Source organism: uncultured Luteimonas sp. (genome assembly GCF_947492465.1).
In the GTDB taxonomy this organism is placed as follows: domain Bacteria; phylum Pseudomonadota; class Gammaproteobacteria; order Xanthomonadales; family Xanthomonadaceae; genus Luteimonas.
Genome location: NZ_CANLNF010000003.1, coordinates 454,914 through 476,882, shown reverse-complemented (window position 1 = coordinate 476,882; position 21,969 = coordinate 454,914). Strand labels below are relative to the sequence as shown.

Annotated in this window: 16 protein-coding genes and 2 riboswitches; of the genes, 5 read left to right on the top strand and 11 right to left on the bottom strand. The window is 70.9% G+C overall.

Going from position 1 to position 21,969, the window contains the following annotated elements; genetic code table 11:
- Positions 1-78: 78 nt before the first annotated feature.
- From Q0863_RS10115 to Q0863_RS10095, 5 genes are all read left to right on the top strand, one after another.
- The gene (locus tag Q0863_RS10115; protein WP_298577723.1) at positions 79-2,280 is read left to right on the top strand and encodes an SUMF1/EgtB/PvdO family nonheme iron enzyme; all 2,202 of its coding nucleotides are present in this window, start codon (positions 79-81) and stop codon (positions 2,278-2,280) included.
- Complete coding sequence (locus tag Q0863_RS10110; RefSeq protein WP_298577722.1) at positions 2,273-4,168, top strand: beta-L-arabinofuranosidase domain-containing protein; 1,896 nt, start codon at positions 2,273-2,275, stop codon at positions 4,166-4,168. Before Q0863_RS10115 ends, Q0863_RS10110 begins: the two co-directional genes overlap by 8 nt.
- Positions 4,169-4,292: 124 nt before the next feature.
- Complete coding sequence (locus Q0863_RS10105) at positions 4,293-5,477, top strand: CoA transferase (RefSeq protein ID WP_298577721.1); 1,185 nt, start codon at positions 4,293-4,295, stop codon at positions 5,475-5,477.
- 140 nt (positions 5,478-5,617) lie between these two features.
- Positions 5,618-6,511: a fructose bisphosphate aldolase gene (locus Q0863_RS10100; protein ID WP_298577720.1), complete on the top strand. Its 894-nt coding sequence runs from the start codon at positions 5,618-5,620 to the stop codon at positions 6,509-6,511.
- Between the two features lie 400 nt (positions 6,512-6,911).
- Complete coding sequence (locus Q0863_RS10095; protein WP_298577718.1) at positions 6,912-7,553, top strand: nicotinamidase; 642 nt, start codon at positions 6,912-6,914, stop codon at positions 7,551-7,553.
- Positions 7,554-7,565: 12 nt separating this feature from the next.
- Here Q0863_RS10095 and metE read toward each other — a convergent pair whose 3' ends face one another.
- The 11 genes from metE to Q0863_RS10040 all read right to left on the bottom strand — a co-directional run bounded on the left by metE (position 7,566) and on the right by Q0863_RS10040 (position 21,806).
- On the bottom strand, positions 7,566-9,866 hold the full coding sequence (gene metE / locus Q0863_RS10090) for a 5-methyltetrahydropteroyltriglutamate--homocysteine S-methyltransferase (RefSeq protein WP_298577717.1): 2,301 nt from the start codon (positions 9,864-9,866) through the stop codon (positions 7,566-7,568).
- Between the two features lie 129 nt (positions 9,867-9,995).
- A riboswitch (cobalamin riboswitch) is annotated at positions 9,996-10,226 on the bottom strand.
- Between the two features lie 232 nt (positions 10,227-10,458).
- Positions 10,459-11,310 (bottom strand): formyltetrahydrofolate deformylase, encoded by an 852-nt coding sequence (purU, locus tag Q0863_RS10085; protein ID WP_298577715.1) that lies wholly within the window; start codon positions 11,308-11,310, stop codon positions 10,459-10,461.
- 91 nt (positions 11,311-11,401) lie between these two features.
- Positions 11,402-11,659: a DUF2789 domain-containing protein gene (locus tag Q0863_RS10080; RefSeq protein WP_298577714.1), complete on the bottom strand. Its 258-nt coding sequence runs from the start codon at positions 11,657-11,659 to the stop codon at positions 11,402-11,404.
- 122 nt (positions 11,660-11,781) lie between these two features.
- Positions 11,782-12,132, bottom strand: coding sequence for a thioredoxin family protein (locus tag Q0863_RS10075; protein ID WP_298577713.1), 351 nt, complete (start codon positions 12,130-12,132; stop codon positions 11,782-11,784).
- Positions 12,104-12,583: a flavodoxin gene (locus Q0863_RS10070; RefSeq protein WP_298577712.1), complete on the bottom strand. Its 480-nt coding sequence runs from the start codon at positions 12,581-12,583 to the stop codon at positions 12,104-12,106. The genes Q0863_RS10075 and Q0863_RS10070 overlap by 29 nt, the downstream gene beginning before the upstream one ends.
- Positions 12,584-12,770: 187 nt before the next feature.
- Positions 12,771-13,832, bottom strand: coding sequence for a ribonucleotide-diphosphate reductase subunit beta (locus tag Q0863_RS10065; RefSeq protein WP_298577711.1), 1,062 nt, complete (start codon positions 13,830-13,832; stop codon positions 12,771-12,773).
- A 154-nt stretch (positions 13,833-13,986) separates the two neighbouring features.
- Positions 13,987-16,383 (bottom strand): ribonucleoside-diphosphate reductase subunit alpha, encoded by a 2,397-nt coding sequence (locus Q0863_RS10060; RefSeq protein WP_298577812.1) that lies wholly within the window; start codon positions 16,381-16,383, stop codon positions 13,987-13,989.
- Positions 16,384-16,638: 255 nt separating this feature from the next.
- A riboswitch (cobalamin riboswitch) is annotated at positions 16,639-16,868 on the bottom strand.
- 434 nt (positions 16,869-17,302) lie between these two features.
- Positions 17,303-18,457: a cell division protein ZapE gene (zapE, locus tag Q0863_RS10055; RefSeq protein WP_298577811.1), complete on the bottom strand. Its 1,155-nt coding sequence runs from the start codon at positions 18,455-18,457 to the stop codon at positions 17,303-17,305.
- Positions 18,458-18,470: 13 nt separating this feature from the next.
- On the bottom strand, positions 18,471-19,142 hold the full coding sequence (locus tag Q0863_RS10050; protein ID WP_298577710.1) for an alpha/beta hydrolase: 672 nt from the start codon (positions 19,140-19,142) through the stop codon (positions 18,471-18,473).
- A 318-nt stretch (positions 19,143-19,460) separates the two neighbouring features.
- Positions 19,461-21,212 carry an ExeM/NucH family extracellular endonuclease gene (locus Q0863_RS10045; RefSeq protein WP_298577709.1) on the bottom strand — a complete coding sequence of 584 codons (1,752 nt, stop codon included), beginning with the start codon at positions 21,210-21,212 and terminating at the stop codon, positions 19,461-19,463.
- Positions 21,213-21,290: 78 nt separating this feature from the next.
- Positions 21,291-21,806, bottom strand: a complete 516-nt coding sequence (locus Q0863_RS10040; protein ID WP_298577708.1) for a c-type cytochrome — start codon at positions 21,804-21,806, stop codon at positions 21,291-21,293.
- Positions 21,807-21,969: the final 163 nt, after the last annotated feature.

Here is a 21,969-nt window from a genome sequence, read left to right as displayed (position 1 = left end):
GTGCGCGCCTTGCCTGTCACGACGCCCGCGCGGATCGCCTGCGGACATTCCGGCATTCCCCTACGATTCGATGACGCCATGACCTCCCCCTACGACATCCCCGAATCCGATCCCGCCGACGCCGACCACGGCCCGGCGCCGCTGCGCAGCGAGTACAAGTTCTCGCACGTCACCACCGGCCGCTACCTGCCCACGCCGGGCAAGGCGCCGGGCTGGCCGTTCGCCGACATCGGCCAGTGGATGATCGACGCCAACGAAAGCGCCGCCGACTGGCTGGCCGAACTGCGGGACTGGCGCCGCGAACACCTGGTGCGCATCGGTTACGACGACGCCCACTACCGGCGCCCGGAACTGCAGTGGGCGCAGCGCAACTTCGTGCACGCGCAGATGATGGTCGAGGACCGTCACTTCTTCGACGTCGGGACGGGCGAGTACACGGTCGATCGCTACCTCGACGATCTCGAGCGGCGCTTCGGTGGCCTCGATTCTGTGCTGATCTGGTACATCTACCCCAACATCGGCATCGACGACCGCAACCAGTTCGACCTGGCGCACGACCTGCCCGGCGGCCTGGCAGGCCTCAAGCGCGCGGTCGATGCCTTCCACCGGCGCGGGGTCAAGGTGTTCCTGCCGGCCAAACCCTGGGATCACGGCACCCGCGACCCCGGTTGCACGCACTGGGACGGCCTGGCGGCGATCGTGAAGGCGGTCGGCGCCGACGGCATCAACGGCGACACCTTCAACGGCGTGCCGCGCGCGTTCTTCGACGCCTGCGATCGGCTCGGGCATCCGGTGGTGGTGCAGCCAGAATCGACGATCAGCGCCGAGGAGCAGCTGATCTGGAACGTGCAGAGCTGGGGCAAGAAGGCGCCCGACGGCCCGGTGCCGCCGGTGTCGAAGTGGAAGTGGCTCGAGCCGCGCCACATGGTCAACTACGAGAACCGCTGGGGCCGCGACCGCACCCACGACCTGCAGTACTGCTTCCTCAACGGCATCGGCTACAACGCCTGGGAAAACATCTGGGGCATCTGGAACCAGTTCACCCCGCGCAACGCCGAAGCGCTGCGCCGCATCGCCACCATCTACCGGCAGTTCCCGTCGCTGGTGGTCAGCATGGACTGGGCGCCCTACCAGCAAAGCGCGCAGCGCAACGTGTTCATCAGCCGCTTCCCCGGCGACGGCCGGGTGCTGTGGACGATGGCCAACCGCAACGAATACGACGTGGACGGCGAGCAGTTCGCGATCGAGCATGTCGACGGCACACGCTACTGGGACGTCTGGCACGGCCGCGCGCTGTCGCCGCGCGTGGTCGACGGCCAGGCGCTGCTGGAACTGCCGCTGGAGGCGCGCGGTTTCGGCGCGGTGCTGGCGCTGGCGCCGGGCGCCGTGGAACCCGGCCTGGAGGACTACCTCGCCGTCGTCGCCGCGCAGGCGGCGCAGCCGCTCAATGCGCATTCGGCGGCCTGGCGGGCGCTGCCGCAGGCGATGGTCGAGGTCGCGCCGACCGCGCCGCGGGCGACCGCGCCCGAGGGCATGGTCACGGTGCCGGCAGGCGAATTCCTGTTCAAGGTCGATGGCATCGAGATCGAGGGCTTCAACTGGGCCGGCGTGGACGTGCAGTACCCCTGGGAACCCGCGCCGCGCCGCCACCACCACCGGCGCATGCAGGTGCCGGCGTTCCACATAGACCGGCATCCGGTGACCAACGCGCAGTTCCAGCGCTTCGTGCGCGATAGCGGCTACGCGCCGCGCGACGCGGCCAACTTCCTGCGCCACTGGGTCGACGGGGCGCCGCGCCCGGGCTGGGAACATCGGCCGGTGACCTGGGTGTCGCTGGAGGACGCGCGCGCCTACGCGGCCTGGGCCGGCAAGCGCCTGCCGCGCGAGTGGGAATGGCAGTACGCCGCGCAGGGCAACGACGGCCGCCTGTACCCGTGGGGCAACGACTGGAGCAAGGCCTGCGTGCCGCGGGTCAACCGCGGGCGGCGCCTGCTGCCGCCCGACGAGGTCGGGCAGCATCCGCAGGGCGCGTCGCCGTTCGGCGTCGAGGACCTGGTCGGGCACGTCTGGCAGTGGACCGACGAGTTCGTCGACGAGCACACCCGCGCGGCGATCCTGCGCGGCGGCAGCAGCTACCAGCCGCAGACCTCGCACTGGTACTTTCCGCAGGCCTACCGGCTCGACCAGCACGGCAAGTACCTGCTGATGGCGCCGTGCAAGGACCGCTCGGGCACGGTCGGCTTCCGCTGCGTGGTCGACGCGGAGCCGGCCCATGGCTGAGCGCGGCGCGCAGGCGCAGCAGCCGGCGCGGCCCGGCCAGGTGCGGCTGGACGGCGTGCTGGGCGAGGCGCTGGAGGCCAACCGGCGCGGCCGGCTGTCGCACTTCATCACCGGGCCGGACAGCCCGGCGATCGCGATCTTCGATCCCGCCCACCGCGAGCACAACGAGGAAGGCGACTGGTACGGCGAGCACGCCGGCAAGTGGCTGGCGGCCGCGGCCAAGGCCGCGGCGCGCAGCGACGATGCCGCGCTGCGGGCGCGCGTGCTGGCCGTGGCCGACCATCTGGCCGACGTCCAGGCCGACGACGGCTACCTGGGCAACTACGCGCCGCAGCGCCGCTTCATGGTGCCGCAGCCGCCGAAGCCCGAGAGCTGGAACGGCGAGCCGGCGCTGCGCACCTGGGACATCTGGACCCACAGCTACCTGCTGCTGGGCCTGATCGAGGTGCACCGCTGCTTCGGCCAGCCGCAACACCTCGAGGCCGCGCGGCGCATCGCCGACCTGTGCTGGCGCAGCTTCTGCGAGGACGGCCTGGACATCACCAGCGTCGGCAACCACCACGGCATGTCGGCCACGGTGCTGCTCGACCCGGCCGCGGAGCTGTACCTGCTGACCGGCGAGCCGCGCTACCTGCAGCTGGCCGAATGCGTCCTCGAGCAGGCCAACGCCAATCCGCGCCTGGCCCTGCTCGACCGCGCGCTGGCCGGCGCCGATCCCTCCGAGATCGCCACCGGCAAGGCCTACCAGCTGTGCTGGAACCTGGTCGGCCTGGCGCGCCTGCACCGCGCCACCGGCCGCGCCGACTATCGCGAGGCGCTCGACCGGCAGTGGCAGGCGATCCGCGAGCACCACCTGAGCCTGGGCGGCGGGCCGTTCGGCGGCATCGGCCACCGCTCGCGCGAAGTGTTCAACCCCGCCGGCGTGTTCGATCCCGAGGCCTACATCGAGACCTGCTCGGTGCTGGCCTGGATCCAGCTCAACCGCGAGCTGCTGGCGATCACCGGCCAGGCCCGTTACGCCGAGGAAATCGAGCGCAGCGCCTACAACGACCTGATCGGCGCGCAGGCGCCCGACGGCGAGGACTGGGTCTACTACTCCTACGCCAACGGCCGCCGCATCCACACCAACTACTGGCGCTGCTGCAAATCCAGCGGCGCGATGGCGCTGGAGGAGCTGCCGGCGATCGCCTGGGCCAGCGACGCGCAGGGCGTGGTGGCCAACCTGCTGGGACCGGGCCAGGCGCGGCTGCCGCTGTCCGGTGGCGGCGAGGCGACGCTGCGACAGCGCACCGGCTATCCCTTCACCGGCACGATCCGCATCGAGGTCGAGCCCGACGCGCCCACGCGCTTCCGCCTGCGCCTGCGGGTGCCGGCCTGGGCCGATGGCGCGACCCTGGCGATCGGCGATGACGCCCCGGTCGCGGTGGCGGCCGGCGACTATGCCGACGTCGAGCGCGAGTGGTCGGCCGGAGACGCGCTCGTGCTCGAACTGCCGATGCGCCCGCGCGTGCACCGGCGCGTGCACCGCAACGTGCAGGAATCACGCGCGCCGGACGGCTCGCCGGTGCGCCAGCAGGTGCTGCACAACGCCTGGCTGGCGCTGTCGCGCGGCCCGCTGGCCTATGCCACGGGGCTGATCGACGGCTACAAGCCGCGCGAGACCGTGCGCCTGCCCGACGACGATGCCTTGCTGCGCATCGAGGAACTGGCGCCAGCCGAAGGTGTATCGGCTACCGGCCTGCGCCTGCACTTCGACGACCGCGCGCCGCTCGATTTCGGTCCCTGGTATGCCGTCGGCGGCCGCCGCGACCGCAGCTGGCGCCTCACCTGGCTGCACTTGGCGCCGTCGCCCGATGGCTTCGCCGACGACGACTGCGGGACGCGGTGACCATGCGCCACGCGCTCAAGCAAGATTCCCTGTACGCAGAAGATAGGCGCGCGCGCTGTCCCGGCACCGGGCCTTCGGCAAGACTTCCGCACCCCCGACCATGGACGATCCGCCGGAGGCCCCGTTGAGTCCTGTTTTCCACCACGCCCGCGAAGGCGATGCCGGCCCGCTGGGCGGCGTGCGCGTGCTCGACCTGAGCGCCTACATCGCCGGCCCCTACGGCTGCACGCTGCTGGCCGACCAGGGCGCGGAGGTGATCAAGGTCGAGCCGCCGGGCGGCGACAACCTGCGCAACTATCCATCCACGCTGGAGGCAGAGAGTCGCGCCTTCCTCGGCGTGAACCGCAGCAAGCGCGGCGTGGTGCTCGACCTCAAGCGCGACGAGGAGCGCGCGGTGCTCTATCGGCTGCTGCGCGAGGCCGACGTGCTGGTGCACAACTTCCGCCCCGGTGTGCCGGAACGGCTCGGCATCGGCTACGCGACGCTGTCGGCGCTGCACCCGCGGCTGGTGTACTGCGCAGTCACCGGCTACGGCGAGACCGGGCCGCTGAAGGACAAGGCCGGCTACGACCAGGTGCTGCAGACCATGACCGGCATGTGCGCCATGCAGGGCAAGCGCGGCGGTCCGCCGGAATTGATCTACGGCTCGGTGGTGGACTACTACGCGGCCGCGCTGCTGGCCGCCGGCGTGTCCTCGGCGTTGTACGAACGCGAGCGCAGCGGCCAGGGCCAGTACGTGGGCGTGTCGCTGCTGCGCAGCGCGCTGACCATGCAGTCCGCGCGCATGGTCTGGGCGCAGGGCGAGGACCACGACATCAGCCGCGACATGCGCTCGGGCGGCGTGACCGGCATCCATCCCACCCGCGATGGCTTTCTCTACATCTCGGCCAACACGCCGCGCTTCTGGCGCGCGCTGTGCGCCAAGACCGGCCTGGACGCGCTGGCCGACGACCCGCGCCTGGACAGCGTGCGCAAGCGCGCCCGCCACGCCGACGAGATCCTGCCGCAGCTGCACCGCGCGCTGCAGGCGCACACGGCGCTGGAGTGGGAGGAGATCTTCGGCGAGGACGTGCCCTGCGCGGCGGCGCGCCAGGTCGAGGACATGTTCGAGCATCCGCAGGTGCTGGCCGAAGGCATGATCGCCGAGATCGGCCATCCCGTCCTGGGCAGCTATCGCGGCATCGCGCGTCCGATCCGCTTCGGCCGCACGCCGGGACCGGAACCCTTCGCGGCGCCGACCCTGGGCCAGCACACCGGCGAGATCGTGGACGCGGCGGCCGGCGACGAAGGCGCCGACGAAGCGAGCTGAAGCGGCGCGGCAGGCCGGACTCCGTCGCCTGCCCGCGGAATCCCGTGCCATCGCCCCGCCTGCCGGCAACCGCCGGCGGGCGGCGCTATCATGCCCGGCTCCGGCGCATGACCCGCCCATTGCACAGGAAGACACCGACCGTGGCCATCCATCCCCAGCAACGCGACCGCATCGCCTCCGGCAAGGGTTTCATCGCCGCGCTCGACCAGAGCGGCGGCAGCACGCCCAAGGCGCTCAAGCTCTACGGCGTGGACGAATCGGCCTATTCCAACGAGCAGGAGATGTTCGAGCAGGTGCATGCGATGCGCACCCGCATCGTCACCAGCCCGGCCTTCAGCGGCGAGCGCGTGCTGGGCGCGATCCTGTTCGAGCGCACCATGGACGACGACTTCGCCGGCAAGAACGCGGTCGCCTACCTGTGGGAAGACAAGGGCGTGGTGCCGTTCCTGAAGATCGACAAGGGCCTGGCCGACGAGGCCGACGGCGTGCAGAAGATGAAGCCGATCCCCGGCCTGGCCGACCTGCTGGCGCGGGCCAAGGCGCGCGGCGTGTTCGGCACCAAGGAACGTTCGGTCATCAAGGCCAACAACGCCAAGGGCATCGCCGAGGTGCTGGACCAGCAGTTCGAACTGGGCCAGCAGGTCCTCGCCGCCGGCCTGGTGCCGATCATCGAGCCCGAGGTCGACATCAACAGCCCCGACAAGCAGGCGATCGAGGTCGAGCTCAAGCGCGGCCTGCTCGAGCGCCTGGACAGGCTCGATCCCGCCACGCCGGTGATGCTCAAGCTGACCCTGCCCAGCGTCGACGGCTACTTCCAGGAACTGGTCGACCACCCGGCCGTGCTCAAGGTCGTGGCCCTGTCCGGCGGCTACAGCCGCGACGACGCCAACGCCATGCTGGCCAGGAACCCCGGCGTGATCGCCAGCTTCAGCCGCGCGCTGACCGAAGGCCTGAGCGCCCAGCAGGACGACGCCGCCTACAACCAGGCGCTGGACGCCTCGATCGAGTCGATCTACCGCGCCTCGATCGCCTGATCCGATGCGTTCCGGCCCGGGGCGATGCGCCGTGCCGGGCGCCGAGGCGCTCAGCAAGTGGACACTGGACTCCCTCCCCGCCTGCGGGGAGGGAGCAAAGACGTGACCTCGCTGGTGGTTGCGACCAACCGGTGCATCAGCCTGCAGGGCGGTCGCCGCATTGCCTCGATCGCAGCGATGCGGCGGGCGCAGCGGAATGGAATGACGGACCCACGTTCGGCTGTTGCTCCCTCCCCCGCCTGCGGGGGAGGGCCGCGCGCCGAGGCGTTCAGCAAGTGGACGCTGGACTCCCTCCCCCGCCTGCGGGGGAGGGCCGGGGTGGGGGCCCGCCGAAGCCGCGCCAGCCCGCACACGAGGATCCCCCCGATGTCCCTCCAGCCCACACACGAGGATCCCCCCGATGCCCCTCCACCCTGACACCACCGCCTTGCTCGTGATCGACCTGCAGCCGGACTTCATGCCCGGCGGCGCGCTGCCCTGCCACGAGGGCGATGCGGTCGTGCCCGGAATCGCCGACCTGCTGGCATCCGGCGCCTACCGCACCGTGGTCGCCACCCAGGACTGGCATCCGCCCGGGCACGCTTCGTTCGCCTCCAGCCATGCCGGCCGCCGGCCGTTCGAGACGATCGAACTGCACGGCCATCCCCAGGTGCTGTGGCCCGACCACTGCGTGCAGGGCACGCCGGGCGCCGCCCTCGATGCGCGTGTCGACTGGAGCCTGGCCGACCTGATCCTCCGCAAGGGCACCCGCCCGCAGGTGGATTCCTACAGCGCCTTCCGCGAGAACGTCGGTCCGGACGGCCGCCGCCCGCCCACCGGCCTGGCCGGCTGGCTGCGCGAGCGCGGCATCGAGGACGTGCACCTGTGCGGCCTGGCGCGCGACTACTGCGTGCTGTGGTCGGCGCAGGATGCGATCGAGGCGGGCTTGCGCGCGAGCGTCCTGTGGGAGCTCACGCGGCCGGTGACGCCGGAAGGCGATGCACCCACGCGCGCCGCACTCGGCGCGGCGGGTGCATCGGTGGAACAGGTCTCGCCCCCATGAGGGGCATGGACGCTAGGCGGCCGCCTGGTCCAGGCGCAACTCCTTGGCCGCGGCAACCATCGCCTCCAGGGCGGCCGTTGTCTCGGCCCAGCCGCGGGTCTTGAGTCCGCAGTCCGGGTTGACCCAGATCTGGTCGACCGCGAGCACCGACGTGGCCTTGCGGAGCAGGTCGCCCATCTCATCGCGATCGGGAATGCGCGGGGAATGGATGTCGTAGATGCCCGGGCCGATGGCGTTGGGATAGCGGAACTGCGCGAACGCATCCAGCAGCTCCATCCGCGACCGCGAGGTTTCGATCGAGATCACGTCCGCGTCCATTGCGGCGACCGCTTCGATGATGTCGTTGAACTCCGAGTAGCACATGTGGGTGTGGATCTGCGTCCCATCGTCCACCGGCGAAGTCGTGATGCGGAAGCACTCCACGGCCCATTCCAGATACGCGTCCCAGTCCTTGCGCAGCAGCGGCAGGCCCTCGCGCAGCGCGGGTTCGTCGACCTGGATGATGCCGATGCCGGCCGCCTCCAGGTCCGCCACCTCGTCGCGCAGCGCGATCGCGATCTGCCGGCATGTGTCCGCACGCGGCTGGTCGTCGCGCACGAACGACCACTGCAGCACGGTCACCGGGCCGGTCAGCATGCCCTTCATCGGTCGTTGGGTCAGCGACTGGGCGTAGGTCGACCAGCGCACCGTCATCGGCGCGGGGCGCGACACGTCGCCATAGATGATCGGCGGCTTCACGCAGCGCGAGCCGTAGCTCTGGACCCAGCCGTTCCGGGTGAAGGCGAATCCTTCCAGCTGCTCGCCGAAATACTCGACCATGTCGTTGCGTTCGAACTCGCCATGCACCAGCACGTCGATGCCGATCTGCTCCTGTACCTGCACGCAGTGCGCGGTCTGCTGTTCGAGGAACTGGACGTACTGTGACTCGTCCAGCCGGCCGGCCCTGAACGCGGCGCGCGCCTTGCGCACCTCCGGGGTCTGCGGAAACGACCCGATCGTGGTGGTCGGAAACGCCGGCAAGCCATAGCGGCGCTGCTGGAGCGCGCTGCGCTGCGCATATGGGCTCTTGCGGCGCGCATCGTCCGGGGTGAGGGCCTCGACCCTCGCAGCGACCTCGGCCCGGTGGACGCGCCTGGACCGGCGGCGTTGCTGGAGACGCTCGCGTGCGAGCTCGAGGGTCGCGTTTGCCGATGCCAGGCCATTGAGCGCATCGGCCACCACCCGAAGCTCGCCGATCTTCTCCTTCGCGAAGGCAAGCCAGCCGCGAAGTTCCGTCGCCAGTCCGGTTTCGAGGCTCGCGTCGATGGGCACGTGCAGCATCGAACACGAGGACGCCACCTGCAGGCGCTCCTTGCCGAGGCGGTCGGCGGCGCTGCGGGCGAGCAGCACGGCCCGGTCGAGATCGGTGCGCCAGATGTTGCGGCCGTCCACCAGCCCGAGCGACAGCACGCAGTCCTCGCGCAGCGCATCGAGCACCGCATCGAGCACCGCATCCAGCTGCCCGGGGGCACGCACCAGGTCCACGTGCAGCCCCTGCACCGGCAGGGAGGCGGCCCACGGCAGGTTGTGTTCCAGCGTGCCGAAGTAGGTCGCCAGCAGCAGCTTCGGCCCGCCCACATCCGCAAGCGCGCGATAGGCCTCATCGTAGGCGCGTCGCTCCGCATCCCCGAGGTCCAGGACCAGGCAGGGCTCGTCCAGCTGGACCCACTCCGCGCCGGCATCCCGGAGTCGGGCGAGCAGTTGCGCATACGCCGGAAGCAGCGCCGGCAACAGGTCCAGGGGCCGGCTGCCGTCGACGCACTTGGACAGCAGCAGGAAGCTCACCGGTCCCAGCAGCACCGGGCGTGCCCTGGCGCCGGCGTCGCGCGCCTCGATGAACTCCGCGAGCGGCTTGTCGCCGCGCAGGCGGAACGACTGCCCGCGCTCGAGTTCCGGCACCAGGTAGTGGTAGTTGGCGTCGAACCACTTGGTCATCTCCAGGGCGGGCAGGTCGAGGTCGTCGTCCTGCCAGCCACGCGCCATCGAGAAGTACCCGCGCAAGGGGTCCGCATCGAACAGGGGCCTGTAGCGTGCGGGAATCGCGTCGAACAGCACGGCCGTGTCCAGCACGTGGTCGTACAGGGAAAAGTCGTTGCAGGGCACGACATCGGCGCCTGCAGCGTGCTGCAGCTGCCAGTGCCTCAGCCGGAGTGCCCTGGCCTGGTCGTGCAGCTGTCCGGCGGTGGCGTCACCGCGCCAGTAGTCTTCGACGGCCTTCTTCAGTTCGCGTCGCAGGCCGATGCGTGGAAAGCCCAGATTGCATACGGTGGTCATGTACATGTACTCCTCGGTTCGTGGTCGCCCCCTCGGGCGATTCGGAGCCGCGCGGACACACGCGAAGGCACGCGCCTTCGTTCGAAAGGCGCGACCTTCCCGCGCCTCCCACGGGCGCCAGGTCGACGGAGATCGCTCTCCGGCCGAGGCAGGTCTTCGGGCTCGTGGACGCAGGACGGGTCGCGTCCTCCCTACTGTTCGCCGCTTCCCGGGCAATGCCCAGTGCTTCATGGCGAAGGTCGTTTCCACATACCGCTGCGGGGCAGCGCCGGCTTCAACCCATGGCTCCTACCGGCTTCCCTTTCAAACGTATCGCTCTATCAAGATAGAGCGATACGTACCTTGGCGGGCTGGACCTTACGCCGGTGCGCGAGGCGGGTCAAGCGGCCGCGACGCATGCCCTGGGAATCCCGCCGATGTCGTCATCGCGGCGCGCGGAAGCGGGCCGATTCAGATCGGGGCGCCGCGCTGCAGGCAGGTCGCGCGGGTGTCGGCAGCCGGGAAGGCGCCGGGCGCGCCAGGGGAACGGACTCATGCGGCCCGCGCCGGGGCCGCGCACCTGCATCGCGTCAGGGCATCCGGGAACGACGCCTCAGCGGAACACCACCGTCCGATGCCCGTTGAGCAGGATCCGGTGCTCCACGTGCAGCCGCACCGCGCGCGCCAGCACGCGCGATTCGATGTCGCTGCCGATGCGGATCAGCGCCGCCGGGGTCATCGCGTGGTCCACGTGGGCCACGTCCTGTTCGATGATCGGCCCTTCGTCGAGGTCCGGCGTCACGTAGTGCGCGGTGGCGCCGATGATCTTGACCCCACGCGCGTGCGCCTGGTGGTAGGGCTGCGCGCCCTTGAAGCTCGGCAGGAAGCTGTGGTGGATGTTGATCGCGCGCCCGGCCAGCGCTTCGCACAGACGCGGCGACAGGATCTGCATGTAGCGCGCCAGCACCACCAGGTCGATGCGCTCGCGCTCGACCAGTTCCAGGATCCGCTGCTCCTGCGCTACGCGGCTGCCGGCATCGACCGGGAAGTGGTGGAAGGGCACGCCGTAGCTGCCCGCAAGCTGCGCGTAGTCGGCGTGGTTGGACGCCACCGCGGCGATGTCCGCGCGCAGCTGGCGGCTGTGGGTGCGGAACAGCAGGTCGTTGAGGCAGTGGCCCTGCCGGCTCACCAGCACCAGCAGTCGCGCGCGCCGGCGCACGTCGTGCATCGCCCAGTCCATCGCATGCGCGGCGGCCAGCGGTGCGAACGCCTCGCGCACGGCGTCGATGGCGCCGGCGGCCGGGACGTCGAAATGCACGCGCAGGAAGAAGCGTCCGGTCTCGGCATCGCCGAACTGCTGCGCGTCGACGATGTTGCAGCCGTGCTCGAACAGCAGCCCGGAGACGCGATGGACGATGCCGGTGCGGTCGGGGCAGGAGAGGGTGAGGACGTGGTCGCGGGACATTGCGGGCGCTGCGGCGTGCGGGCGCGCGACTATGTCACACGCACCGCGCGCGCGGTAGGTCGGTTGCGGCCGCAACCGTGGCGCTGCGCCGCTACAGGCCGGTCTGGCGCTTCACCGCATCCTCGTGCAGCGATTCGTTGAGCTGGTCGACGATGGTGGTCCATTTCGCGTCGGCACCGATGCTCTCGGCCAGGAACTGGCGCTGGCCGTCGTTCCAGAACGGAGCCTCGTAGACATGCACCGCGCCGGCCAGCTGGTGGGAGGCGATGAAGCCGTCGATGGCGTCCGGATCGGCGTCGAGCCCGAGCTGCTCGAACAGATGGGTCATGCTGGGGGTGGTCTCGTCCACGCGTGGTCCAGGTCAGCGCCGGGTCTCCGGCCAGGCCGGCAGCATCGTCGGGCACGCCGCAACGCGATGTGATCGGGGCGGTGCCTGATCGGCAGCGACCGCGGTGCCGACGGGCGCCCGGCTCATGCCCCCGCCGTCTCGGCCGCCGGCAGCCACAGCTGCAGCGCGCGCAGGATCTGGCCTGGCGCCTGGAAGCCCGGCAGGCGCTTGGCCTCGACGCCCTCGCGGAACAGCGACAGCGTCGGCGTCTGGCGCAGGCCCAGCGAGCGGAAGAAGTCCTCGCCGACCGTCTCCAGCTTCACCTTGAGCAGCATCAGCCCGGCGCAGGCGTCCTCGCCCGCGACTTTCTGCAGCGACATGTCCAGCATCCTGCAGCCGGGGCAGTCGTCCTTGTGGTAATCCACCAGCAGGCGCGGATGCGCTTCGATGGCGGCGTGATAGTCGTCAGGCGACGACGCGTGCAGGGTCAGCATGGCGCGGGCTCTCGATGGAATTGAGGATCAGGTCGGTCCATTCGCGGATCCGGTGCGCGTCGCGTTCGCCATGCGGCATCTGCTCGATCTCCAGGCGCGGCAGGGGCGAGTCGAAGAAGCGGGCGATGCGCCGCACCGCGCCGCAGTAGTAGGCCTCGCCCCACTGCGTCTCGCCGGTGCCGAACGCCGCCAGGGCCGCCGGTTTGCCGACCGCGCCGACCAGCTCGGCGATGAATCGCTTCATCTCCGCCGGCGTGCGCCCGGCGTTGTCGGTCCAGGCGCCGAGCAGGTACAGGTCGTGGCGCGGATCCGGTCCGGCGGCGGCCAGGCCCTCGATGTCGGCTTCGACCCAGCTCACCGCATGCCCGCGCTGCTCGCAGCGCGCGCGCACCATCCGCGCGACGTCGCGCGTGTTGCCGCTGAGCGAGGCGAAGGCGATCAGGACCCGCATGACGCGCGTACCGCCCGGCCGGGGGAGCTGCAGCCATTCGCGACCCATCCTGTGGCGGCCCGGTCTGTGGGAGCGGCCTTGGCCGCGAAGGCCGGGGAGGCGCGACGCCGGCCGGGGCGTTCGCGGCCAAGGCCGCTCCCACGGGGATGTGGCAGGGCCGTGCGTTCGTCGGGGCGACGGGCCGCACTCACAGGTCGTCGAAGCCGTTGTCGAGGTTGGTCTTCTTGTAGGACGCGTTGCGCATCTCGAAGAAGTCCGTCTTGGTTTCGGTGAAGTTGTCGGCATAGGCGCGGATCCACGGCATCACGTTGTCGGTGGCGTCCGGGTACAGCTTGTCGATGCCGAGCATGCCGGCCATCTTGTTGGCGCGGTACTTCACGTAGCGGATCATCTCGTCCACGTCGATGCCGTCGATGCCGTCGAGCACCTCCCCGGTCCACTGCGTCTCCAGCTCGATCGCATGCGCGAACGCGCCGTGCACGTAGTCGGTCAGTTCATCGGTCTGCAGCTCGGGGTTTTCGCCGACGATGGCGCGGATCACCTCGCTGATGAACTTGGTGTGCGCCAGCTCGTCGCGGTTGATGAAGCTGATGATCTTGCCGGTGCCCGTCATCCGGTTCTGGCGCACCAGGTTGTAGAAGTAGGCGAAGCCCGAATAGAAGTTGATGCCCTCCAGGATCGAGGACTGGATCAGCGAGCGCAGCAGGGTCTCGGCGGTCCTCTCGCGCATGAACTCGTCGTACGAGGCCATGATCGGCGCATTGCGCGCAATGATCGTGGGATGGGTACGCGCGAGTTCGAACACGCGGTTCTGGTTGGCCAGGTCGGTGATCGAGGCCAGCACGTAGCTGTAGCTCTCGTTGTGGATCACCTCCTGCTGGCCGATGATCGCGGCATTGGCGTGCGCGGCCGGATCGGTGATGTATTCGGCGACGTTGTAGATGAAGCGCGTCTGCGGCGAGTCGAGCGTGGCCAGCAGGCCGATGATCGAATCGTAGGCGTTCTTCTCGCGCGCGGAGAGCTCGCCGTACTGCCTGGCGTCGCTCTTCATGTCGACCTCGTCCGGGATCCAGAAGTTGGTCGAGAGCTCCTTGTAGGCACGGTAGAACGACGGGTACGGGATGTCGTTCCAGTTGAGGATGCCCGAGGTGGTGCCGTTGATGATGCCGGTCGAACGGTTCGGATGGCGCGGCTCGAGGATGCGGATGCGTTCGAGCGGCGTGGCGGTGAGCGGTGCAGTCGCGGACATGGAGTCATCCCGTCGGTGTTGTCTGTGTGCTCCCTCCCCCGCTTGCGGGGGAGGGCTGGGGTGGGGGCGCGCCGCAGGTTCGCGAAAAGCAGGCCCGCATCCGGCCCTTCGGGCCGACTTCCCCCGCAGGCGGGGGAAGTGAAGGTCCAGCGCGTCAGCTCGAACACCACTCGCACTCGGCGATGTCGATATCGTTCGAGCGCACGTAGTAGGTCGTCTTCAGCCCCTCCCGCCACGCCGTCATGTGGAGCTCCAGCAAGGTCGAGGCGCGGATGGTCGAGGGCACGTACAGGTTGAAGCTGATCGCCTGGTCGACGTGGCGCTGGCGGCGCGCGTTCTGGCGTACCGAGGCGAACTGGTCGACCTTGTAGGCGCCCTTCTCGTAGTAGGGCCAGGTGTCGAGCGACAGGCCCGGCGCCGCGACCGGGCGGCGATAGTCCTTCTTCTCCTCGTAGTAGAACGCCGAGTAGATCGGGTCGATCGAAGCGGTGGAGCCGGCGATCTGCGCGGTCGACATGTTCGGTGCCACCGCCAGCAGCCAGCCGTTGCGCACGCCGTTGACCGCCACCTGCGCGGCCAGGTCCAGCCACTGCGGGCTGTTGTAGCCGCGGTCGCGGAAGTACGCGCCGGTATGCCAGTCGCTGCCGCTGAACGCCGGATAGGTGCCCTTCTCCTTCGCCAGGTCCGTGCTCGCCTGGATGGTGAGGTAGTTGATCCGTTCGTACAGCGCGTCGCTGAACTCCTCGGCCGCCGGCTCGTTCCAGTGGATGCCCTTGCGCGCCAGCAGGTGGTGCCAACCGAACGTGCCCAGGCCGATCGCGCGGTACTTGCGGTTGGTGATCGTCGCCTGCGGCACCGGAAGCTCGTTGAGGTCGATCACGTTGTCGAGCATGCGCACCTGGATCGGGACCAGCCGCTCAAGCACGTCGGTGATCAGGTCACCCTGGCCTTCGGGCGGCAGCACGGCGCGGCCGAGGTTGATCGACGACAGGTTGCAGACCACGAAGTCGCCGGCCTGGCGCGTGGTCACGATCTGGTTGCCGGAGATGATTTCCTGCATGAGCTTCGTCGGGCTCATGTTCTGCAGGATCTCGGTGCACAGGTTCGACGAGTACACCATGCCGGCGTGCTTGTTCGGGTTCTTCCGGTTGACCTCGTCGCGGTAGAACATGAACGGGTTGCCGGTCTCCAGCTGGCTGACCATGATCCGCTTGAAGATGTCGATCGCCTTGACCGTCCTGCGGCTGATCCGCTCGTCGGCGACGACCTCTTCGTAGCGCTCGCGGAAGCTGCCCTGGCCGCGGCGCTCGTCGTAGAAGTCCTGCAGGTACCAGCCCTTGATCCGCCGCACCTCGTGCGGGTCGAACAGGTACCACTCGCCGCGACGCTCCACCGCCTCCATGAACAGGTCGGGGATGCACACCGAGGTGAACACGTCGTGCGCGCGCAGGCGCTGGTCGCCGTTGTTGAGGCGAAGGTCGAGGAAGGCCTCGATGTCGCGGTGCCAGATGTCCAGGTACACCGCCACCGCGCCCTTGCGCTGGCCGAGCTGGTCGACCGACACGGCGGTGTTGTTGAGCTGCTTGATCCACGGCACCACGCCGCCCGAGGAGTTGGGCACGCCGCGGATCGACGAGCCGGACGAGCGCACGTAGCCCATGTAGGCGCCCACGCCGCCGCCGCCCTTGGAGACGCGGGCGATGTCGGTATTGGAGTCGTAGATGCCCTGCAGCGAATCGTCGACCGTGTCGATGAAGCACGACGACAGCTGTCCGCCGGTCCTGCCGGCGTTCTGCAGCGTCGGCGTGGCCACGGTCATGTACAGGTTCGACAGCGCCCAGTAGGCCTCGCCCACCAGCTGCATGCGTCGCTCGCGTGGGCGTTCGTGCTGCATCAGGTACAGCGCGATGGTCAGCCAGCGCTCCTGCGGCAGTTCGTAAACGTTGCGCGCATGGTCGGTGGCGAGGTAGCGCGTGGCCAGCAGGTACAGGCCGTTGTAGGCGAATAGCCTGTCGCGCGCCGGATCGATCATCCGGCCCGCCTCGATCAGCTCTTCCTTGGAGTAGGCGCGCAGGATGTCGTTGGAATAGATGTTGCGGTCGGCCAGCGATTCCTGCAGCCCGACATAGGAGCCGTACTTCTGCCCGGCGTCGTAGAAGCGGTTGCGGCCGGCGCGCTTGTACAGGCGGTGCAGGTACAGGCGCGCGGCGAACATCTCCCACTCCGGCGCGGTCACGTCGACGCGGGCCTCGGCCTCGCGGATCAGGTGGTCGGTGAGATCGTCGGCGTTCACCGCGTCCTTGCGCTCGACGAAGCCGAACACGCTGCGCTTGTAGTCGGCGATGTCGAGCTGCGCGAACTCCGCGTGCACGCGGTCGATCGCGCGCTCCAGCCGGGCGCGGTCGTAGGGAATGCGGCGGTTGCCGGCTTCCTTGGTGATCCAGGTCCCGACGTGCCCATCAGCGGTCGCTGCGGTGGCGCCGGCCTCGGTATCGGCCTTCGGCGGCGGGATCGCGTCGTCGCCGTCGACGGCGGGGGCCGGCGCGGCCATGCGGCTGCTGGCGGCGCCGGCCGGCGGCGTGCGTGCAGGGGCGGCCGCGACGGCGTCGTGGGGCTCGTTGGAATGGGGCATGCGTCCTCCGTGGATGGCGCACGGCCGACCTGACCCTCGCAGGCGGGCGTGGCGTTGGAGGCAAGGGTGGACGGGCGGCGTCGCAGGAACGGGGACGCAGCGACGGGCCGCGTCCGGATTCCTGCTTCACCAGCCATCTCCCCCCGGAGATTCCGCGGCCGGCACCGCGCGGCGTGCATGCGCGCGGCTGTCGGCAGGTCTTCGGACTCACGGGTACGGACGCCTTGGCGTCCACCTCCCCCGCCGCTTCCCGGAGCGCAGGCTCCAGTGCTGGTGGCGGGTTCGTTCCCGGTTACCGCTGCGGGGCAGTGCCGGACTGGCCGCGACCCTCGCGGGCGGGCGTCACCGGGCTTCCCTTTTCATCCCTGCGCTGGGCGCAGGGAACCGACGGGCCACAAGATAGTGGGGTCATCCGGAGCGGTCAACCGGAAATGTTGTGGCCTGAACAGGGATTCCTGTGGGAGCGACCCCGGTCGCGAACGCCTCTCGCGCGCAAGCGCGCTCCCACCACGCGAAGGTCGGCGGCCTTGTGCAGGAGCGACCTGGTCGCGAGTGCCCTTCGCGCGCAAGCGCGCTCCCACGGGGCGAGAGTCCTGCAGCTGGCGGTGGGAGTAACCCTGGAAGCGAATGCCCTTCGCGCGCAAGCGCGCTCCCACGGGGTGAGCGTCCTGCAGCCGGCAGTGGGAGCAACCCTGGGCGCGAGTGCCCTTCGCGCGCAAGCGCGCTCCCACGGGGCGAGCGTCTTGCAGCTGGCAGTGGGAGCTTGCAGCTGGCAGTGGGAGCGACCTTGGTCGCGAACGCAGTTCGCGCGCGAGCGCGCTCCCACGGGCCGGGGTCTTCAGCCGCCGCGGTGCTCGCTGGCCAGGTACTCGGCGCTCTGCATCTCGATCAGGCGCGAGGCGGTGCGTTCGAACGCGCCGACCAGGCGCTCGCCGGTGTACAGCGCGTGCGGCGCCGCGTCCGCGGTGCAGACCAGGTTGACCTGGCTGTCGTAGAGCTCGTCGACCAGATGCACGAAGCGGCGCGCGGCGTCGTTGCGCAGGTCGTCCAGGACCGGGATCCCGCCGACCAGCACGGTGTGGAACTCGCGTGCGATCTCGATGTAGTCGGCATTGCCGCGCGGGCCTTCGCACAGCGCCGCGAAGTCGAACCAGGCCATGTCCTTGCAGCGCGCGCGCACCGCGATCCGGCGCCCGTCGATCTCGATGCCGGCGTCGCGGTGGCTGTCGTCGCCGCCCAGCTCGCGCCAGCGCGACTCCAGCCAGGCATGCGCGCCCGGGTCGAGCGGCGCGCGGTAGACCGGCGAGCGGGTCAGCGCGCGCAGCCGGTAGTCGGTGTCGCTGTCCAGGTGCACGACCTGGCAGTGGCGCTGCACCAGCTCGATCGCCGGCAGGAAGCGCGCGCGCTGCAGGCCGTCGCGGTACAGGTCGGGCGGGTCGACGTTGGACGTGGTCACCAGCACGATGCCCTCGGCGAACATGCGCTCCAGCAGCCGCGCCAGGATCATGGCGTCGCCGATGTCGCTGACGAAGAACTCGTCGAGCACCAGCACGCGCATCCGGCGTCGCCATTCGCGCACGATCGTCGCCAGGGGGTCGCGCTCGCCGGCGTGGGCGCGCAGCTGCGCGTGCACGCTGCGCATGAAGCGGTGGAAGTGGGTGCGGCGCTTGCCCGCCGGGCCGCGGGCCGGCGCCGGCTGCGGCAGGGCGCCGCTGGCCAGCGCCGCGCTGCGCACCTCCGGCAGCGGCAGCGCGGCGTAGAACAGGTCGACCAGGAAGGTCTTGCCGCGGCCCACCCCGCCCCACAGGTACAGGCCCTGCGGTGCGTCCTGGGGTTCGCTGCCCAGCAGGCGCGCGAACAGCCCGGTACGCGGCGCCGGCTGCAACAGCGCGGCGTGGATGCGGTCGAGCGCCTGCAGCGCCTCGCGCTGCGCCGGGTCGTCGCTCCAGTCGCCGCGTTCGACGCCGGCGCGGTAGTGCGCCGACGGCGGCATCGCCGCGTCCGCCTCAACCATTGGCGGCAGGCAGGTAGGCGTGCACGCCGTGCTTGATCGCGCCGCGCAGGTCGATCAGCTTGCGGTGGAAGAAGTGGCTGGTGTCGGGCATGCGCACCAGTTCGGCCTGGGCACCGCTCTCCTCCAGCCAGTCGTAGACCGCCTGCGGCTCGACGACCTCGTCGGCCTCGCCCTGGATCACCAGCCAGGGCATGGTCGGCAGGGTGATGGCCTCGAAATCCCAGCGCCCGGCCGGCGGCGCGATCGAGATCAGGAGCGCCGGCCGCAGTTCGGCCGCCGCGCGCAGCGAGACATAGGCGCCGAAGCTGAAACCCGCCAGCCACAGGGTGTCGCCCGGTCGCTGCGCACGCACCCAGGCCGCGACCGCACGCAGGTCGTCGAGCTCGCCGTCGCCGTTGTCGAAGGCGCCCTCGGACTGGCCGGTGCCGCGGAAGTTGAAGCGCACCGTGGTCGCGCCGGACTCGCGCAGGGCGCGCGCGGCCATGGTCACGACCTTGTTGTGCATGGTGCCGCCCTCGGTGGGCAGCGGATGGCAGACGATCGCCACCAGCGGCCGCGCGTCCACGTCGGCCTCGGGCGGATCGACCGCGACCTCGAGCGCGCCCGCCGGCCCCGGCAACAGCAGGGTGCCGCTTTCGGCGGGAAAGTCGGGGAGGATGGCCATGACGTCATGATACCCGGGCCACCCCGTGCGCCCGTCGTGATGCCGGCGGCGCGCCGGCCAGCGGCTGCCGGCCAGGTCGTCCGCAGCGCCGCTGCGCGCATCGGCGCGTCTGGGCACGGCTGGTCCGGGCGAGTCGGCGGACGCTTCCGCCCTTGCCGGGCACGGACTCACCGGCCGCCGCTGCGGCGGCGCCCGCCGGATCGCAGCTGACGGCGCGCACGTCCCCAGGCTGGCGCAACCGCATCGCGCCCCGCGATCCGGGCCCCTGCAATCGGCCCGGATCACGCGCCAACGCGCGGGAGCGTCGGGACCGGCGCCCTACAGGTCCAGTCCCACCAGCAGCGGATCATGGTCGGAGCTGCGCCACGGCAGCGCGACGTCGGCCCCGGCCTCGCGATCGCGGGCGCCGGCCGGCTCGTCGGCATTGCTGTGCCAGATCGCGGCGCCGGCCAGGCGGGCCGCCAGGGACCGGCTGAGCAGCACGTGGTCCAGGCGTCCGGCCATGCCGTCGTACACGAAGCTGTGGCGCCCGGTTGCCGTGGGCGCCAGGGCGTCCACCCAACCCTGGGCGCGCAGCAGGCGCAGCGGTTCTTCCTGCGCATAGGCGTTCAGGTCGCCGACGATCGCGACAAGATCGCTGCCTGATGCGGTCGGATCCGTGTCCAGCCAGCGCCCCAGCAGGCGCGCCGACTCCACCCGCCGCGGATTCCAGCAGGCCTGCCCGTCGCCCTGGTCGGCCTGCTCGCCCTGCGCCTCACCGCAGCCCTTGGACTTGAAGTGGTTGGCCACGACCACGAACGCGGGCCCCGCCTTGCGCCCCTGCGCCAACGGCACGAACGCCTGCGCCAGCGGCACCCGGCTGCCGCGGCCGAGCGGACCCTCCTCGAGCACGGCCGGGCGTCCCAGCGGTCGCAGTCGGCTGCTGCGGTAGACGAGGCCGACCCGGATCGCGTCGCTGCCGGGGCCCTGGCCGGCGTCGACGAAGGCCCAGTCGCCGCCGTCGGCGTTGAGCGCGCCGACCAGCTGGGCCAGCGCCGACTCCGGTCCGTAGCCATCGTTCTCCAGCTCCATCAGCGCCGCCACGTGCGGGTCCAGCGCGCGCAGGGTGGCCGTGGCGCGGGCCAGCTGCGCCTGCCACTGCGCAGGCGTGCGCGCCCCGCGCGCGGTCGGGAAGCCGCCGCCGCGGCCGTCGCCGTTGAACAGGTTGCCCAGGTTGAACGAGGCCAGCCGCAGGCTGCCCGGCACGCTCGGCGCCGGCGGGCGCGCCGCCGGTTCGATGCGCGGCGCACGGGTCAGCTGCAGCCGCCAGTCGCCCCAGCGCTGGTCGACGATGCCCTCGGCGCGGCTGACCACGCTGCCCGAGCGCGGTGCCGGCCCGCCGCCCAGGTACCAGATCCTGCGCGGCCGCTCCTGCGCCATCGCGTCGTCCAGCAGCAGCCGTCGGCGTGCGTTGTCGGCGGCCACGCGCGCGGCCTGCGGGCCGGGCGGCGCCAGTTCGGTGGGGGTGTAGAGCCGGTCGCCGAAGCTGGCGTGCAGCACGCCGCGGCGCGGGAGTTCATGCTGGCCGTCGATGGTCAGCGGCGCGTCGATGCGCACGTGCATGCCCTCCAGCGGTTCCCAGTCGGTGGGTGGAGCGTCGAGCACCAGCGGCGCGACCGTGCCGCGACCGGCCACCTCGATCGAGTTGGCCTGCAGCGAGGTCAGCGTGCCGCGCCCGCGCTCGCCGTGTTCGACCACGCGGCCCTCCACGCGCACCCGGTCGCCGGCGCGCAGCTCCGGGGCGTCGTCGGCGACCACGAACAGGGCGTCGGAGGTGGCCGCGTCGCCGTCGCCTTCGTCCTGCACGAACCAGCCGCCCAGGTGCCGGCCGAAGTTGCCCGTGACCACGCCCTCGACGCTGACGGTCCGGTCGAGCAGCGGGCTGGTCGCGCCGTCGCCCTGCACCTGTCCGATCGCCAGCACGCCCTCGGCCCGGGGCGGCGCGGCGGCGGGCGCCTCGACGGCGGGCGTGCCGCAGCCTGCCAGCAGGGCGGCGAGCATGAGCGACGGAGCGGGGCGGGGCAGGGACATGCGAGCGTTCCTCGGCGAACGGACACGAAAAACGCCGCCCGGGGGCGGCGTTCCTGGCGACCGCGACAGGCGGTCAGGTTACTGCAGGTTGGCGACCATCCAGTCGACCGTGGCTTCCACCTGCTCGGCGGTCAGCGCCGGGTTGCCGCCCTTGGCCGGCATCACGCCGGCGCTGCCGGTGTAACCCTCGATCGCGTGGAGGTACAGGGTCTCGGTGCCCTGGGCGATACGTGCGGTCCACTGTGCGGCGGCCAGGGTCGGCGCGCCACCGGCGCCCGAGGTATGGCAGCCCGAGCACAGGTTCTGGTAGATCACCGAGCCGTCCAGCGTGCCGCCATAGGCGACCTGCGAAGCGGCCTGCGCGGCGGCGGCCGCGGCGGCGGCGGCCTGGGCGGCGGCGCCGGTGCTGCCGGCATAGACCGCGCCGGCCGGCGCGATGCGGTTCTGCGTGCGCTTGGCGGCCGAGGGATCGACCTCCGCCGGCAGCGCCCGGTGCAGGAACACGGACGCGATGATCAGGCCCAGCGTCAACAGCGCCAGGAAGCCGATCACCAACGAGAAGCGCTTGAGGAATTCGAGGTCGTAATTGCGCACGAAAGCACCCTTGGCCCGCGGCAGACGGAGCCGCAGCTAGCCCCGAAGTATAAACACCAAAGCCGGCCGGACCCAGCCCGCACCCCGTCGCGGGCCTTGCCAGGCGGGCTTGCGCGGCGCCGGTGCGGGGTCGCGGGGGCTGCGACCGGTTCCTGCACAATGC